Here is a 17,589-nt window from a genome sequence, read left to right on the forward strand (position 1 = left end):
GATTGAGGTTATTTTATAATATCCTTGATCCTGGACATATTAATTAATAACTTGAAATCAAGGAGTTGATATAATTGCCTTTTGACATTTTATTTGGTAGTGAGCTAAAGAAGATATCTCCCAAAGAGGTAGAAAAGAAGGTAACAAAAGGTGATATACAGATTTTAGATGTGAGATCAGAAGAAGAATATAAACAAGGTCATATTCCTAATTCTACTAACATTCCTTTAAGTGAATTAGAGAATAGATTAAATGAACTAGATAGGAACAAAGAGATAATTACTGTATGTGCTTCAGGTGTAAGAAGTGATAAGGCTGCTAGAAAATTAATGGAGATGCGATTTAATAATGTTAAGAATATGTCTGGTGGTATAAGGGCTTGGAAAGGAAATATTGAAAAATAGTTACAAAGAAAAGGAAAGGGAATCCCCTTCCTTTTCTTTATTTTAAATTTAGAATGTAGAGTGTATTCTCATCAGCAATTAAATCATCTTTTAATCCATAGATATATTTTAATTCCTTCATAGCTTCTTTGGTATCTTTCCCAAATCTTGCATCTGTATAACCTACATTGAATCCATTCTTTCTTAAGGTCTCTTGCAGAAGTAGTACCTCTTTTCCTTTATCTCCATATCGAAGAGAATCCTCAATCTCAATAGGATCTCTTTGTCCAACTACCTTTACCCTAGTACCTATTTTGACCCAAGAGTATAAGATTTTTACATCATTATTATACATTCTAATACAGCCATGGCTAGCATTGTACCCGATAGAGCTTGGTTTATTAGTCCCATGAATTCCATAATTACCCCAAGGTACATTTAATTTCATCCACTTATCCCCAAAGGGAGTGCCATCCCACATATCTAGTTTCTGGATGATTCTCCATTCACCTATAGGAGATTTGCTAGACCACTTTCCTACAGCTACCTTAAAGGTATGATATTTGGCACCATCTGAATAGACTGTTAAAGTCTTATTATTAGTATCAACTAATATAGATATCTCTCCAGGAGGTGGCATAATTTTATCTTCTGTTGTAGATGGTTGATTATTAAAATATCTATTTAAACTTATCCAAAAATTTTTGTCAACTATACCATCACCTTTTAAGTTATTAACATATTCAAATTGCTTCACTGCTAGATAAGTATCCCAGTCGTATAAAGAATTAATCTCTCCTTGATAAAATCCTAAGCCTTTAAGTTCTACTTGCAAGGCTTTAATATCATCACCTTGCGTAGGAGGGTAATGTAGTGAGATTTTACGATAGTTATAACAGTTACAGGTACCATCATCTTCTTTGGCATAGGTATTTAGGGAGAAGGTTAATAATAAAAGGCTTAATAACAGGATAATAAGGATTTTAACCTTCATTTTTTCATCTCCTAAGGTGTATCAATTTTTAGTTGTAGAAGGATTTAAGTATATAAACCTAATATTATTATATACATTGGAAGGTTTTATTATAAAAATTTAAAGGATTAAAATTTTATAGTTGTGAGAGTAGATAAGGGATAGAGCGATTACTGATAATTTTAGGAAAGAGTTATATAGGGACTTTTTGGGACAGGTGCTTAGAGATATATCTTTAAGCACCTATTATTGATTTTATAGTTTCCCTTCAATTTTATTCCAGTGAAATAAATAAATAGGGATTACTAATAATAAGAGAAGGATTGATTTTGTTAAGCTTAAGATAATTCTTCTTTTTCTATTATACTCTTCTCTTATTCTACGTTCTTCATTCTTCTCTTTAATCATCTCTTTTAACTCTTCTTTTGATAGTTCAGGATAGTCCTTTTCATATCTTAATTCCTTCTTTAGATAGAATTCTGGTTCAATATATTGATGGGGATAGATGATATCTACAATAGTATCACCTAAAGATACTACGGCGAAGATGAATAACACTACACAGATTAAGCAGACTCCATAAAAGTATCCATTTCTAAAATTAAGTTCAGGCATCGCTGACCTCCTTTCTTCCTTAATACTATTTTATAAGCTTAGGAATTTAGATACAATAATAATTATTAGGATTAAGCTCCATTCTAAGACAAGGGTTACACAATTGATAGATAATGCTATATTTTCCACTTAAAAAGTAAATAAACCTTTTACTGTTATTATATATTAAAACTTAACTAATATAATTATTACATTAAATTATTGAAAATAATCTACTTCAACACCTCTTTAATCACCCGCTCAGCATTTTTATAATATATCTTTTCAATATCATCTTCGTTAAATCCTGCTTTTTTAAGAGCAGAGTATAGTTTATCCATCTCTCCAATATTTCCAAGTTCTAATTCACAATCAATTCCATCAAAATCAGAGCCTAAAGCAACAGTATCAATCCCACCGACTTTGTGAATATATTTGATATGTTTGATAATATCAGCTATTTCACTAATTTCTTTATTTGCTAAGAAAGAAGAGGAAAAATTAATTCCCATTATCCCACCCTTATTTGCTAGAGTTCTAATCATAGCATCAGTCAGATTCCTAGAATGATTTCTGATAATACGGGCATTGGAGTGGGAGGCTATAAAGGGGCTAGTAGACAGCTTGGCTACATCATAGAAGCCTTGATCTGATAGGTGGGAGACATCAATTAGCATTCCTAATTTATTCATCTCTTTAACGACCTTTTTGCCAAAGAGGCTAAGTCCTTTAGATCTATATTCTTCTTGTGTATTTGGATAACCGATAGTATTTGGATAGTTCCAAGTTAGGGTAATTAAACGGACTCCAAGTCTGTAAAAATTTCTTAAGTTAGTCAAGGAGCCCTCTAAAGCCTGACCTTCTTCGATGGTCAGAAAAGCTGAAATTTTTCCATTTTTTTGATTTTCAATAAGTTCTTTATAGCTACATGCAATCTTTATTTTATCTTGGTTCTCTTTAAGCTCTTGATAAAATCTATCAAGCATTGCTAAAGTATGTTCAAGGGGACTGCTTTCTATCTCTTCTAGATCTAAAAAGAGGGCGAAAAATTGGGCTATAGAGTTACTCTTCTCTAATTTATTTATATCAACATGAAAGCTATTGTCTCTCAATCTAGCTTTTTTATTCTCTGTGAAGATACGATAGATTGTATCACAATGTAAATCTATTAAATTCATTTTAACACACTCCTTGTTATGATAATTATTTTTAAATTATAACATTAATTTATTCATTTGAGTATATAGTTATTATCTTTTAGTTAATAATAAAGTAATGAAGTTAATAGACTCTACAAAAAATAATACTGAACTTTAATATACATATCTTATGGATTTGAATCAGGGAGGGATATAATGAGAGTTAGTTTAAGAATTCACTACGATAATAACTATAATTTAGAAGAACCTATGTTGTCAATCTGGAAGGCTGGAACTGGAAGAATTAGAAAAGATCTCAAGCCAAGTGGAAGTGATGAATACGGGATCTACTATGATGTCACTTTAAATAGATCAAGTTTTAACTTTAAATTTAAGGGAAAGAAGGATGGTCAAATATTTTTAGAGGATGATAAGGCTAACCGTTTTTATAACGCAGGGTTAGGAGATGAGGTTTGGTGTAAGGCGGGTTGGCATAATATCTATACAGTTAAACCCTTTAGACCTATTGGAGATATTAGAGATGTATATGAAAGTATTAAAGATTTAATTCCACAGGAAAACTTCTATCTTCCCCAAACCGATGTTTCTGATATGAGTACACCATCGATGCTAGGAGCCCATAAGCTATTAGACGGATCGATTATATTTGGCTTCTTTCACCCTAGAGCAGCTAAGGTTTATCTAGCTTCCAATATTAATGGATTTGCTGTTCCTGAACATTGTCATGGGCAGAAATGTGAAAAGAGGGAGCGCTTTATTCCTATGGGTCTATATCGTGGTTATTATAATGAACCAAATATTTGGTGGGTTAGAATACTTGCAGAGGATATCAAGGCTGGAATTGAAGACATAGAGTATAAATTTTATGTACAAGGCGGTATAGGTGGAGATGAAAGATGGGTACATGACCCCTACACCAGAGTTTATAGTGATAATTATAAGTTTGATAACTGTGTTATTGTTGACCCCACTCAATTTCAATGGACTGATCAATCATGGAAGACCCCTGATATTAGTGAGTTGATCATCTATGAATTAAACGTATATGGATTTACTGATGGTGATTCAGATATATCATTAGATGATCAGAGCACCTTCCGTGGGATCATCAAGCGGATTGAAGACGGCTACTTTGATGAGTTAGGGGTAACAGCTTTAGCTCTGATGCCAACCTCAGAGGCTTGGAGCCATTTTGGATTAGGTTATGATCCTTGTAGCTTTATGTCAGTAGAGAAGGATTTTGGTGAGCCTGATGATTTTAGAAGATTGGTCAATACAGCCCATAATCATGGTTTGGCTATAATTATTGATCAAGTCTTTAATCATACTTCTAATCAATTTAATCCTTTATGGCAGTTGATTGATGATCGTAGTGATCCTGGTGGTTTTTATTTTTCAGGTAATACACAATGGGGTAATAAGTTAGCAACAGGTAAGGATGAAGTTGATAATATGCTAATTGATGCTTGTAAATTATTTATTAAGGAGTACCATGTAGATGGTTTTAGATTTGATGCTACTCATACTAATTATTTGGATCATAAGCTCCTTTATGAAATTCAGCATGAGATTAGAGATAAAGGGTTTAAATCTAATGCGATCTTAATAGCTGAGAATCTACCTAATCAAGATGATTTGAATTTTGATGGATATAATGGTTATGCCCAATGGAGTGATTTCTTCCATGATAAGATCAAGGCTTTATTAAGAGAAGGAGTCTTTAGAGATTGGTGTAATGATAGTCCTCAAGGTATGGGGGATATATTTTATTTCTGCAAAGGACATTTTGCAGCACATACTAACAATGTAATTAATTACAGTGAGAGTCATGATGAAGAGAGTGTCAAATATGAGATAGAGACCAATAATATCTATGACTGTGATATTAAGGATAGAAAAGCTAGATTAGCAATGATGAGTACTATAGTTGCATTAGGACAACCCATGATTTATATGGGACAAGAGTTTGGAGTGAATAGAAGTTCTAATAATATAGATATTAATTTAATCAATCCTGACCCTAATTGTCCAGATTATAACTACAATCCCTTTTATTATTGGACACAGAAGCTAATTAATTTAAGGAAGAAGTATAGTGCTTTAAAGATATCTGGTTATAATCCAGTAGTGGAAGGTAAATTTGACTGGGTTTTAGGACACTGGTTATCAGAAAGAGAAGGTCAGGGGAGAAGGGTAATTGGTTGGAGAACTAAGCAAAATCAAGAAGAGATATTGGTTCTACTTAACTTTGAAGGCTATGATGTAGAGGTAGATTTAAATATTGGTTATTCTAGTAAATGGTTAAAGCTAGCTGATATAGAAGGTGTTTATGATCAATTTACTGCAATCCATTCCAATAATCTGATAGAGCTAGATTACGGTACTTTTAAATCCTTTATCTTACCCTATTATAGTGGTTTTATTTATAGGAGAGTTTAGATTAGGGGCTAGTTTTAGCCCTTTTTATCTTTATATTATTAAAGGATAGTTTGGTTCAAAGTTGGCTAATTATATTATCACTAATCAAATATTATATGGTGATGAATTTCTTATGTATGTAAGTAGACAGATACAATTGTTTATATAAAGAATAAGAAATTTATTAATTAATCATTTAAAAAGTGAAAGATTATTTAAATAAAGGAATTAGCTTATCAATGTCAAAAAAGAGATAAAGAGACCTATACTTTAATTATCTTAACTAATCTTATAAAAAGATTTTAATATTAGTTTCGGTGATTAATTTATAATTGGAAGGAGAGGGAAGATGTTTATAGGTAGTTTTCTAAAATTAGTAGAGATTCAGACCAAAGTTGCTAGTCTGATTCCATTCTTATTAGGGACAATATATACCTTATATCGTTTTAAAAATTTTAATTTAAAGAACTTTATCTTGATGTTGATATCTTTATTAGCAATTGATATGGCTACAACAGCTATTAATAATTTTGTTGATTATAAAAAGGCTAATAAGACTTATGGGTACAATTATGAAAGCCATAATGCCATTGTTAAGGATAATTTAAAGGAGAGTAGGGTTAAAGCTATTATATTAACTTTATTAATAATTGCAGTTTTAGTCGGTATTATCCTAGTTTTAAATACAAATTTAGTAGTATTAATCCTAGGGTCTATCTCATTTGGAGTAGGAGTTCTTTACTCTTTTGGTCCTCTACCCATCTCTCGTACATCCTTAGGAGAGATTTTCTCTGGATTCTTTATGGGGTTTATAATAACTTTTGTTTCAATTTATATCCATATTTTTGATCAGAATATCGTTTCTTTATTTTATGAAAGTGGATTTTTGAGTATTCAATTCAATCTTATCGAGTTAATCTATATCTTTCTAATTTCTATCCCTCTAGTAACTGGAATTGCTAATATCATGTTTGCTAATAATATCTGTGATATTGACGATGATTTAGAGAATAATCGTTATACATTACCAATCTATCTTGGGAAGGATAGGTCATTAGATTTATTTAAAATACTCTATTATCTAGTTTATCTAGATCTAATTATTCTGTTAGTCTTGAGGGTTATACCACTGCTTTCATTACTGACATTTTTAACTTGGTTTCCGGTAAAGAGAAATATTGATTTATTTATGGATAAGCAGAGTAAAAAAGAGACCTTTATCTTAGCTGTGAAGAATTTTGTATTGATAAATAGTGTGCAGATATTGGCTTTAGGGATAGCGGTGATTTTTTAAAAGTGTCGCATTATCTATTTTTTATATTAGTCTTCTTAGTATAATCAAAAAAACATCAGTTCAAACTGAACTGATGTTTTTTACTATATCTTATTAACCTTCTTTTTAAAGGTCTCTTTTACAAACTCTGCTAACTCAATTGAAGCTTCAATCTCAGCCTTACGGATAGATAAGCTCTCAATATTACAACCGATTGGAATTCCTTTTTCCAAGGCATAATCCAATAGTTCTTCAAAGATCTTCTTAGATGAGTTAAGAGACTGCTCTAAAATATCCTCGGAGTTAAGCAAATCATTCTCTAGCCATTTAGCTATATTTATTCCTAGCCATTTCATAAAATTTAAGGTCTTCTTTGAGCCACAAGGAGTAAAGGTAAAGATTATAGGAACCATCTCTAAATTATTCTCCTGACAATAGTGATAATAGTCTGATAAGAAATTTTTAGAGTATTCTAAGTTATAGACTGCTTGTGATACGAAGAACTTGCAGCCACTTTTAATCTTAGAAAGTACCCGTAGATGTTCGTTTTCAGATTGAGAATGGCGTTCAGGTATAGTTACACCACCTAATAGTAGGTTGGGATTTAATTTTTGTCTTAACTCATAAGCCTCTCTTAATTTTAAATTGACATCTTGGTCCTTTGAGGCAGCACCTACAAAAACAGAGAATCTGTCTGTTTTAATATCTGATGTAAGCCACTTTGAAAATTCATCCTCATTATATTTTCCTACACAACGATACACAATCTTTGGTATCTTTAATTCATCTAAATAGTTTCTGCTATAGATAGCAGGATCAATTGTTGGTAGGAAGGGGAAAGGTCTCTCTTCCTTAATTCTATCACTCTCATCCTGAATATCATAAAGAACCAACCCATCTATGTCAAGGTTTTTAATTCGACTTATCTGCTTTTGTGAAATCTCTACTATCCTATCAGTAGTATTTTTCTCTTTTGGTGGTGTTAATCCATATAGTATTATTCCTGTCTCTTTATTTAGTATCTTATCTTTTAAGCTCATTATTCTCTTCTCCCTTCTCGATATTAGTGTCAGCGTAGAAAAGAGTATAAGTAAAATAATTTATAAAATTAATAACCCCACACTGACACCCATATTACTTGCTACTTACTACTCACTAATTTCTTGGCTGTCTTAACTGCTTCTACAGCATTATCAGAGTAATATGCACCGATACTATCGGCGTAATCTCTAGTAACTACAGCTCCACCGACCATTACCTTGATATCAGAATTTTTTGCTTTTAATTCTGTTGTGATCTCTTCCATTCTTGGCATAGTTGTAGTCATTAAAGCACTTAAACAGATGATATCAGCCTCTGTAGTTAGAGCAGTAGAGATAATAGTTTCATTTGCTATATCCTTACCTAGATCAATAACTTCAAAGCCATTATTTTGGAGCATTATCTTAACGATATTCTTACCGATATCATGGACATCACCTTTGACTGTAGCCATAACAATTCTACCTAGATTTTCTTCGCTTCCTTCTTTCTCTAAGATTGGCTTAAGGATAGCAAAGGAGTTCTGCATCGCTTCAGCACCAAGCATCAATTGGGGTAAGAAGTAGATACCTTCATCATACTTGTCACCAACCTCTTGAATCCCTGGAATTAAAGCTTTATTAATTACCTCTAGGGCAGAGTAATCCTCTAATGCCTTCTCAATACTATCTGTGATATTATCTTTATCACCAGTGAGCACCTGTTGGTGAATTTTAGTCAAAATATTTAGATTAGCTTGTTTCTCTTCTTTCTTGGTATCCTCTTTAACCTTAGTTTCTTTCTTCTGACCATAGCTTTCTAAATAGCGTTGGCTAGATACATCACGATTTACTAATATATCACTTGCCATCAAGGTAGCCTTCATCTCTTCGATTGTAGGGTCAAGGATAGGTGCATTTAATCCAGCTTGGATAGCCATTGCTAAGAAGGCTGTATTAACCTTCTTTCTGTCAGGTAGACCAAAGGAGATATTACTAACTCCTAATACTGTAGCTACTCCTAATTCTTCTTTGATTAAGCGAATTGCTTTAATTGTCTCTTGAACACCTTCTTGCTGAGCACTAGCAGTCAATGTTAAAGCATCTATTAAGATATTCTCACGTTTAATACCTAACTCTAAAGCTTTTCTTACAATCTTACGAGCAACCTTTAAACGACCTTCAGCAGTCTTAGGGATACCATCTTCATCTAAGGTCAATCCCAAGACACAGGCACCATACTTTTTAGCTAAAGGTAAGACAGTATTAAGGCTATCTGTCTCACCATTGACTGAATTGATAAGGGGTTTTCCTACTACAGTTTGTAAAGCAGTTTCTAAAACTTCAGCATCGGTAGTATCTATACAGATTGGTAGGTTAACAAGGTTCTGTACTGTAGTAATAGCCTTTTTAATAGTAGTTACTTGGTCAATCTTAGGAACTCCCACATTAACATCTAAAATATCAGCCCCTGCTTTGGCTTGACTAGTCGCTTCTTGGGAGACTATATTCATCTTACCTTCTTTCAATTCTGCAGATAGCTCTTTACGACCAGTTGGATTGATTCTCTCCCCAATAATTCTAGTAGGTAAGTGGTCAGCAATTACTACAGTTTTGTTTCTACTAGCTAGCTTAGTTTCAGCCTGATAAATTCTGGTTTTAGGTTTTAACTTCTTAACCTGCTCAGCTACTAATCTGATGTAGTCAGGGGTAGATCCACAGCACCCACCGATAATATTTGCTCCAGTCTCTACAAAGCTTTGGAGATAATTCGCCATTTCACTTGCTTTCATGGGGAAGATAGTATTGTTATTTTCATCTAAGATTGGAAGTCCAGCATTTGGTTCCACTGAGAGATAGGTAGCAGTATTATCTCCTAAAGCTTTAATAATTTTTAGTAGCCCTTCTGGTCCCATACTGCAGTTAGCACCAATCACTTCAACTCCAAGTCCTTCTAGAACAGTGACAGCAGTTACTGGGTCTGTACCAGTCATAGTTTTTAAACTTTCCTCATAGGTTAAATGGCAGATAACAGGTAGTGTAGTAGTCTCCTTAACAGCAATAACAGCAGCTCTAACTTCCTGTAAATCGGTCATAGTTTCGATACTGATTACATCTACTCCAGCATCTTCCAGAATTTTTGCTTGCTCAGCAAAGATTTCATAAGCCTTTTGGAAGCTAAGGTCTCCTAAAGGTTCTAAGAGCTTACCAGTAGGACCCATTGAAGCAGCAATGATGGTATCTTGGTTAGCAGCAGCTTTAGCCAATTCTACAGCCTTACGGTTAATCTTTTCGACCTGCTCACCTAAACCATATTCATCTAGTTTGATTCTACTAGCACCAAAAGTATTTGTCTGGATAATATCACTACCAGCCTCAACGTAACTACGATGAATTTCAGTTAGAATCTCTGGGTGAGTTAAATTTAATTTTTCAGGACATTCCCCTACCTCTAATCCCTTCTTATGTAACTCAGTTCCCATTGCACCATCTAATACTAAGATTTCATTCTTCAATCTATTTAATAAACTACTCATCTACTAACTACTCCTTTCTATATCAATTATAAACACAATTATCAAATTCGCAAGAGGCACAGTGAAAATCACATCTTACCCGATAAGAGTTTTCAACTTTACCAAGACCAATTATTGCTGTAATCGATTTTTCTGGTAATAAGATATTACTTGTAGTAGTTGCAATACCTAATTTATCACCATCTAATAGCTCTAGAATTTTAGGCTGAATATCTAACTTCAAATCACCATAACCTGGACTAAAGCGCATGGTTAAGTGGGGGAGACCTTTAGCTATAGATTCCTTTGCTATAATTGCATTGAGTTCATTAGCAACCTCTTCAGCAGTGACAGAAGCAATAGCATCTAAGATAGTTGCTTTGGTGAACTCTCCTTGATTAAATAATTCTTTAACTTTAGCTTCTAGAGAGTCACCAATAGTTACAGTTAATAAAGCGACCTTATCCTGTTTTTCTAGCAGGTCAATGATATCCTTGCTTTGAAATTCTAAAATATTCTTCCCTAAAGTCACTAAATTATCTTCTCTATTTAGCTGAATCTTATCTAATATTAGATAAGAACCCTTACAATCTATTAATGAATAAGAATAATCTATCAAAGAGTCTATCATCTCTTCAATCTGTTCATTTGAAGTGCTATTCTCTTTATAACCCAATCGTTCCTTTACTTCATCTTTTGGTATCTTTATTGAGATATTATCTATAATAATGATTTTTACCTCCTTATTTTGATAATTTAGCTAATAAAAAAACCTCTTCATAAGAGAAGAGGTTTTTGAGTATATATATCTCTTCTCTTATCTGCCAGAAGATATACTTCTGCAGGAATTGGCACCTTTCCCCATTAGGGGTGGTTGCCGGGCTTCATTGGGCCAGTCCCTCCACCTCTCTTGATAAGAGTTTATATTCTTTTTTAAGAAAAATAATATAATCAATAGCTTTAAATGTATAAAATCAACTGATTTTTGAATAAGTATACCATTAAAATTGGGTTTTGTCAAAATAAAAATTATATTTAATAGCTTTAATAGTTGCTATGTATAGCTATTGACTATTGTATGAATTTTATAAAATTCATTTACTTATATTTACTACTTTTTTTTCTTTCTCTTTTGATTTCACTTACCTCATCATGGACACTATAGATTAACCGTTTTAAATCCTTAATCTTCTGAGAATATTTTTTATTTATACTATCCATCCAAAATGCTAAAGCTAAAACAGGTAGAACTATGATAAGTATAAGAATATAATTCACAATTATATCTCCTTTCTTTTCTTTAAATTAATAAACTATAGTATAGTCCCATATATTTACAGTTTATTAATCTTCTAGAATAAATAGTACCCTATAGAGATACAATTGTCTAGAATTAATTATTAAACTTTAAACTGTTTATGTAATATAGACTTGGGTATCTATATTTGCCTTAATAATTAAAGATAATATCTTAATTCTATTTTATATAATTTATGAAATAGAATTATTTACAATTAATATGATAAAAGATATAAAATTAAATGCTAGAAAAAAGGTGATTTTATTAAATTTCATAGGTACTTGTTTATGGATAAATCAAAAAATGAAAATTAATATAATAAAAAGAAAAAATTGACATTATATCCCTTGGATGGTATAATAGTAGAAGATTATTCTAAGATTAATCTATATAATCAAGAAGTTAAAGGGCAAACTTATTGAAAAATAAGGACGCAAAGCTATGGGTCTAAAGTTAAAGATATTGATAACTATGATTGCCAGGTTACAAATAAAAAAGTCTATTACCCTTAATTATGTAAGAGACTTTTTTATAATTATGAAGAGGGGGGATTATACAATTTGTGGTATGGCCCATTACTCCGTAATAGGATTATTCAAAGGATAGAGATTAAAAGTAGACTAATATTACGCGTTGTACTAGTTAAATTTAAATAGTAAAATTGATACAACAGATAGAAAGTGAGACGTTTTTTTAATGGAGAATTGAGGATTGAGAATGAAGAATCAAGTTCTTAAAATCTTAAATTCTCAATTCTCCATTTTCCATTCTCAATTTGACACGAAGTGTCGCAATATACCCATTAAATGATACTATTTATATAAGAGTTTAACTAGCACAATAGGTAAGTAATTTCATTAATTTAAAAGACAATTAGGTGCTTTAGGGTTAAGAGTATTATTTATTGATATATGACCACAAGTATCAGTGAGATAAGTAGTTGATAGGTATGGTATAAAGAATGAATTGAAAGCGCTTTTAATCATAAATTCTAATTTATGTTATATTGATGTTTAGTTTGATTACTGATATTTGTCGGTTTAAGTATAGACACTATATCATAGTATCACTTCCTAAGCTGTTTTTTATTCTATTAGATAATAGCAACTTTAGGAGATGATAAATCCTTAAAATTATTGCTTTATATGGAGGTTGTTTAGTAAGCATGATTGAGAGTAGAGAGAAATTGATTGGGGATAAAGATATAATAGTGGGAATGTTAGAATCAAGCCATGATGGTATTGTAGTTGTAGATAAAAAAAAGATTATCTATAAAAATGAGCGTTTTGTAGAGATGGTTAATTTCCCTGAAGAGCTTTGGGAAGAGAATAATGCTTTAAAGTTAGTTAATTATATAAAAAAAGAACTTGTAAATCCAGATAAGTTTATCGCTGTATTTCGAAGAGTAAATAAATCTTTTACTAAAGATATAACTTATCTCAATTTTAAGGATGATAGGGTCTGGGAGATGATTTCTTATCCATTGATTATAGATGAAGAATTACAAGGAGAGGTTTGGAATTTTAGAGATATTAGTAAATTTGAGAGGTTAAAATCCGATTTAAAGATTAAAGAGCAAGCTATAGAAAGCTCCCTTACTGGTCAGGTTTTTATAAATATGGAGGGGAAGGTTGTGTATTCTAATCAGCAGGCCTTAAATTGGTGGGGTTATAGTTTAGATGAGGTATTAGGTAAAGATGGAGAAGGTTTTTGGAAAGACCCCGAAATTTTTAAGGAAAAGATAAATAAAATAATTAAATATGGAAATTGGTTTGGGGAGGGAGTAGCTAAAAGAAAGGATGGTTCTACCTTTGAAATAGAGTCTTTTAGTAATGTGATCAAAGATGACGATGGTAATCCTATGCTTATATCCTCTTCTATTATAGATATATCTCAAAAAAAAGAAGCAGAGAGGGAGTTAAAAAGAAGTAAAGAGTTATATCAAAACTTTATAAAATTATTACCAAATGCAGTCTTTTTACATAGAGATGGTAAATGTTTATATGCTAATGAAGAGGCTTTGAAGTTGATATCCTGTACTGATTTAAATGAAATTATTGGAAGAAAACTTGAAGATTTTTTTGATATTTATCCTGCTAATCGAAGGAAGTCTGCAGAGAGGTTAAAAAGATTAGAGCAAGAAGATATCTCATTAGAATCTACAGATTATAAGATTATTCTAAAAGATGGTACTGTAAGGGATATTGAAGCCTCTTCGTCATCGATTATATATGAAGGAGAGAAATACTTAACTACTATAGTTCAAGATATAAGTGAGCGTAAGGAGAATGAAAGATTACAGAGGAAGATTATAGAGGAGCATATAAAGCTAGAAGAGGCAAAAGAGTATGATCGGTTAAAGACTGAATTTTTTTCTAATATATCCCATGATTTTAAGACACCTTTAAATATAATTTTAGGAACAGTAGAGTTATTTATGAAGACACATCAAAAGGATACTAAATGTAATTATTATAATAAGTTTGTTGACTATACTAATATAATGAAGCAAAATTGTTACAGGTTATTAAGATTATTAAATAACCTATTAGATATTACCAAATTTGATACTGGAGCTATTAATTTAAATTTAAGAAACAATAATATTATCTATCTGATTGAAGATATAGTTATGTCAGTAGTACCTTATGCAGAGGCTCAAGATATAGATTTATTTTTTGATACTAATACTGAAGAGAGGATAATGGCTTGTGATCCTAGCAAGATTGAAAGGGTGATTCTTAATCTCTTATCGAATTCATTCAAATCTACAGATGCTGGTGGTAAGATAACTGTGAAGATAATTGATCAAGAAGAGCATATTATAATATCGGTGAAGGATACAGGGGTAGGAATACCAGAGAAGAAGCTTAAAACTCTATTTAATAGGTTTGAGCAGGGTAATTCTTATTTAAGTAATAAAGCTGAAGGTAGTGGAGTAGGCTTAGCTTTGGTTAAATCTATTGTTAAGGCCCACAATGGTAAGATATCAGTAGATAGTCAATATGGAGAATGGACAGAATTTAGAATAGAGTTACCTATAGAAACCATCTCTAAAGAAGATAACTATTATAGTAGTACTTATACTAAAGAAGGTATTATAGAAAGAGTTAATATTGAATTCTCTGATGTATATCAAAGGGAGATTTGTTAAGGTTACATAATAACCTACCAAAACGGTCATCTTATAAGATGGTCGTTTTTATTTAAAATTAAGTACAAATTAGGACTTAATATATTACTGTAATTTATTCAACAAGGAGTTATAATAAGTGGATAAAGAAGAGATTAAAGATAAAATTGAAGAGAACTATAGATTTAATTTTGCAGTTAATGTTGGAGATGGTGCTTTCTTTTCTTTAGGAATGGGTTTTATTGCAGTTGGTACAATTCTACCATTATTCATCAGACATTTAACGAATTTAAAGTTTTATATCAGTATGATTTCTGCTATTTTAATGTTTGGAGCTAATATTCCACAATTATTATCTGCTAAATATACTCGAAATTTTGATAGAAAGAAAAAGCCTGTATTAATATTAGGGTTACTACAACGAATACCATGGTTACTATTAACAATATTGACCTTCTTTATGAATAAAAAGGATCTATTAATATCCTTTTTTATTATTTTGGGTTTTTATAAGAGAACCCAGTTATTGAGTGAAAAAAAGAGGAAAGTTTTAGCAAATGCTTTCAGAATCTACTTAATATTATAAAAGATCAAGTAAACTATCGAAATTACTTAATTAGTATCTTCTTTATTAATTTTATTGGAATGGCAAATGGATTGTTTACAGTGGCAGGAATTGAGAGATTAGGATTAAAGGCTGGAGAGTCCAATAAATTGGTAGGGACTTTTACAATATTATTAATTGTCAGTAAAACTTTAACCAATATTTTTTGAGTTTATTTTGGTGATAAACATGGACATAAAGTTAGCTGATATTTCTAATTATAAGGTTGTCTTTGGAATTTCTCTTATTATGATTACCATTGGTTCCTTACTTTTATTCTTTAAGGTCAAAGATCCAAAACTTATAAAGGATAGTTGAGTATGTATAGTACAAGAAGAATCTAAGTATATTTAGACATGTTTAGTAAAAGAATTAATTTGTCTATAAGCAAGGATAAAATTTAATTAGCAAGAAATAATTTAAGGAAGAAATCTATTTATAAAGGAGAGAGGTATTATGCTAGATCCAAGAATAAAGGAATTGGCCAATAATTTAATCAATTATTCTGTTGAATTAAAGGAAGGGGAGAAGATATTAATTGAGGTATTTGGAGCAGAAAATCCCCTTGCTCGTCAGCTAGTAAAAGAGGCTTATGCAGTAGGAGCTCTTCCTTTTATAGAGGTTAATGATGAATTATTAAATAGAGAGTTATTAATGAAAGCTAGTGTTGAACAGTTGGAAGCCCAAGCTAGATACCATAAGTTAAGAATGGAAGAGATGGATGCCTATATTGCTATTCGCTCTGCTGAGAATATCACTCAAAACTCTGATGTACCAAGTGAGAATATGCAACTTTACATGGAGAAGTTTATTAAGCCAGTCCATGGTGAGATTAGAGTACCAAATACTAAATGGTGTGTCTTAAGATATCCAAACCATTCCATGGCACAATCTGCAAGTATGAGTACTGAAGCTTTTGAAGATTTTTATTTTGATGTATGTACTTTGGACTATGCTAAAATGTCTGAAGCGATGGATAATCTAGTAGAGTTGATGGAGCAGACTGACAAGGTGAGAATAGTAGGAGAAGGAACAGATTTGACCTTCTCAATTAAAGATATTCCAGTTATTAAATGTGATGGTAAGTTAAATATTCCTGATGGTGAGGTCTTTACAGCGCCGGTCAGGGATTCAGTTAATGGGGTTTTGACCTATAATGCACCTGCAGTATATCAAGGCTTTACATATGAGAATATTAGATTAGAGTTTAAGGATGGTAAAATAGTCAAGGCAACTGCTAATAATACAGAGAAGATAAATAAGGTCTTAGATACCGATGAAGGTGCTCGTTATATTGGTGAATTCGCTATTGGTGTCAATCCTTATATAGAGACTCCGATGAAGGATACTTTATTTGATGAGAAGATTAGAGGAAGTTTTCACTTTACTCCAGGTAAATGCTATGATGAAGCTAGTAATGGTAATAGTTCTTCTATCCATTGGGATTTGGTCTGTATTCAAAGAGCTGAGTATGGAGGGGGAGAAATCTACTTTGATGATAGATTAATCAGAAAGGATGGATTATTTGTTATTCCAGAATTGAAGTGTTTAAATCCTGATAATTTAAAGTAAATAATAAGAAGTAGCCGTTAACGGCTACTTCTTATTATTTATAGTAGATTGTTAGGGTTATCAATTGAGTTTATTATAATGTCTTTTTATGGATATATTGCGACACTTTCAGACCTCATCCCCCAGCCCCTTCTCCTATTCTTAGGAGAAGGGGAGCAAATCAAAAATAAATAACTGGTTCCCTCTCCTCAGAGGAGGAGAGGGTTAGGGTGAGGTGTGAGGTTTTGAACTTAACTTTTTACTATAAACTGTCCACTGTAAACTAAAAAAGAAAGTGTCCTAATATCTATATATTGTGTTAGTTCCCATACTACTATAAAATCTCAGATTAGAGATATTTATAATGTAGTCTCTTGTTTCTCTTTAAAATTCTTATAAGCTATAATACTTTTCTCGATTATACTTTCACTCTCTGCTGATTTAATGAATTCTGCATGAATCTCTGCAAATTTCTCTCTAAATTCTTTGCTCTCTTTTAAAAAGTGGATGGCTACCTCAGTCATCAATAATATCATCTCTAAGGTCTTATCATACTCTTTAGTATCGGCATCTTTCATCTCCTCTAAGTGTTGGCTGACCATTTCAATGGACATCTCTTTTAATTTATCACCAAATATCATCTTTATCACCCCTAATTTTTCTTT

The 17,589-nt window shown here is 31.7% G+C and carries 14 protein-coding genes and 2 riboswitches; of the genes, 6 read left to right on the forward strand and 8 right to left on the reverse strand.

Annotated elements, in window-relative coordinates; genetic code table 11:
* The first annotated feature begins 74 nt into the window (after positions 1-74).
* Positions 75-404, forward strand: coding sequence for a rhodanese-like domain-containing protein (locus tag U472_RS08785; RefSeq protein ID WP_068717579.1), 330 nt, complete (start codon positions 75-77; stop codon positions 402-404).
* A 37-nt stretch (positions 405-441) separates the two neighbouring features.
* On the opposite strand, the gene U472_RS08790 is transcribed toward U472_RS08785, so the two are convergent.
* The 3 genes from U472_RS08790 to U472_RS08800 all read right to left on the reverse strand — a co-directional run bounded on the left by U472_RS08790 (position 442) and on the right by U472_RS08800 (position 3,128).
* Positions 442-1,377 carry a L,D-transpeptidase family protein gene (locus tag U472_RS08790; protein ID WP_068717581.1) on the reverse strand — a complete coding sequence of 312 codons (936 nt, stop codon included), beginning with the start codon at positions 1,375-1,377 and terminating at the stop codon, positions 442-444.
* 234 nt (positions 1,378-1,611) lie between these two features.
* Complete coding sequence (locus U472_RS08795) at positions 1,612-1,971, reverse strand: hypothetical protein (protein WP_068717583.1); 360 nt, start codon at positions 1,969-1,971, stop codon at positions 1,612-1,614.
* A 212-nt stretch (positions 1,972-2,183) separates the two neighbouring features.
* Positions 2,184-3,128: a dipeptidase gene (locus U472_RS08800; protein WP_068717585.1), complete on the reverse strand. Its 945-nt coding sequence runs from the start codon at positions 3,126-3,128 to the stop codon at positions 2,184-2,186.
* 177 nt (positions 3,129-3,305) lie between these two features.
* Between U472_RS08800 and U472_RS08805 the strand changes: the two genes are divergently transcribed.
* Together U472_RS08805 and menA are read left to right on the forward strand one after the other, a co-directional pair.
* Positions 3,306-5,549, forward strand: coding sequence for an alpha-amylase family glycosyl hydrolase (locus U472_RS08805; RefSeq protein WP_068717587.1), 2,244 nt, complete (start codon positions 3,306-3,308; stop codon positions 5,547-5,549).
* Positions 5,550-5,877: 328 nt separating this feature from the next.
* Complete coding sequence (gene menA, locus U472_RS08810; RefSeq protein ID WP_068717589.1) at positions 5,878-6,822, forward strand: 1,4-dihydroxy-2-naphthoate polyprenyltransferase; 945 nt, start codon at positions 5,878-5,880, stop codon at positions 6,820-6,822.
* Between the two features lie 83 nt (positions 6,823-6,905).
* Here the strand turns inward: menA and U472_RS08815 are convergent, their stop codons facing one another.
* From U472_RS08815 to U472_RS08830, 4 genes are all read right to left on the reverse strand, one after another.
* Entirely contained in the window at positions 6,906-7,841 is a 936-nt protein-coding gene (locus U472_RS08815) for a methylenetetrahydrofolate reductase (RefSeq protein WP_068717591.1), read from the reverse strand.
* 101 nt (positions 7,842-7,942) lie between these two features.
* Complete coding sequence (locus U472_RS08820; RefSeq protein WP_068717593.1) at positions 7,943-10,357, reverse strand: homocysteine S-methyltransferase family protein; 2,415 nt, start codon at positions 10,355-10,357, stop codon at positions 7,943-7,945.
* Positions 10,358-10,379: 22 nt separating this feature from the next.
* Entirely contained in the window at positions 10,380-11,012 is a 633-nt protein-coding gene (locus tag U472_RS08825; RefSeq protein WP_068717595.1) for a hypothetical protein, read from the reverse strand.
* A 138-nt stretch (positions 11,013-11,150) separates the two neighbouring features.
* Positions 11,151-11,256: riboswitch (SAM riboswitch) on the reverse strand.
* Between the two features lie 178 nt (positions 11,257-11,434).
* Entirely contained in the window at positions 11,435-11,614 is a 180-nt protein-coding gene (locus tag U472_RS08830) for a hypothetical protein (protein WP_068717597.1), read from the reverse strand.
* Positions 11,615-12,034: 420 nt separating this feature from the next.
* A riboswitch (cyclic di-GMP riboswitch) is annotated at positions 12,035-12,127 on the forward strand.
* A 674-nt stretch (positions 12,128-12,801) separates the two neighbouring features.
* On the opposite strand from U472_RS08830, the gene U472_RS08835 reads away from it, so the two are divergent.
* The 3 genes from U472_RS08835 to U472_RS08845 all read left to right on the forward strand — a co-directional run bounded on the left by U472_RS08835 (position 12,802) and on the right by U472_RS08845 (position 16,945).
* Positions 12,802-14,790, forward strand: a complete 1,989-nt coding sequence (locus U472_RS08835; protein WP_068717599.1) for a PAS domain-containing sensor histidine kinase — start codon at positions 12,802-12,804, stop codon at positions 14,788-14,790.
* A 118-nt stretch (positions 14,791-14,908) separates the two neighbouring features.
* Positions 14,909-15,355, forward strand: coding sequence for an MFS transporter (locus U472_RS17220; RefSeq protein WP_068717601.1), 447 nt, complete (start codon positions 14,909-14,911; stop codon positions 15,353-15,355).
* A 474-nt stretch (positions 15,356-15,829) separates the two neighbouring features.
* The gene (locus U472_RS08845) at positions 15,830-16,945 is read left to right on the forward strand and encodes an aminopeptidase (RefSeq protein ID WP_068717603.1); all 1,116 of its coding nucleotides are present in this window, start codon (positions 15,830-15,832) and stop codon (positions 16,943-16,945) included.
* Between the two features lie 338 nt (positions 16,946-17,283).
* Here U472_RS08845 and U472_RS08850 read toward each other — a convergent pair whose 3' ends face one another.
* On the reverse strand, positions 17,284-17,565 hold the full coding sequence (locus U472_RS08850) for a hypothetical protein (protein WP_068717605.1): 282 nt from the start codon (positions 17,563-17,565) through the stop codon (positions 17,284-17,286).
* Between the last annotated feature and the right edge of the window lie 24 nt (positions 17,566-17,589).

It is taken from the genome of Orenia metallireducens (genome assembly GCF_001693735.1).
In the GTDB taxonomy this organism is placed as follows: Bacteria; Bacillota; Halanaerobiia; order Halobacteroidales; family Halobacteroidaceae; genus Orenia; species Orenia metallireducens.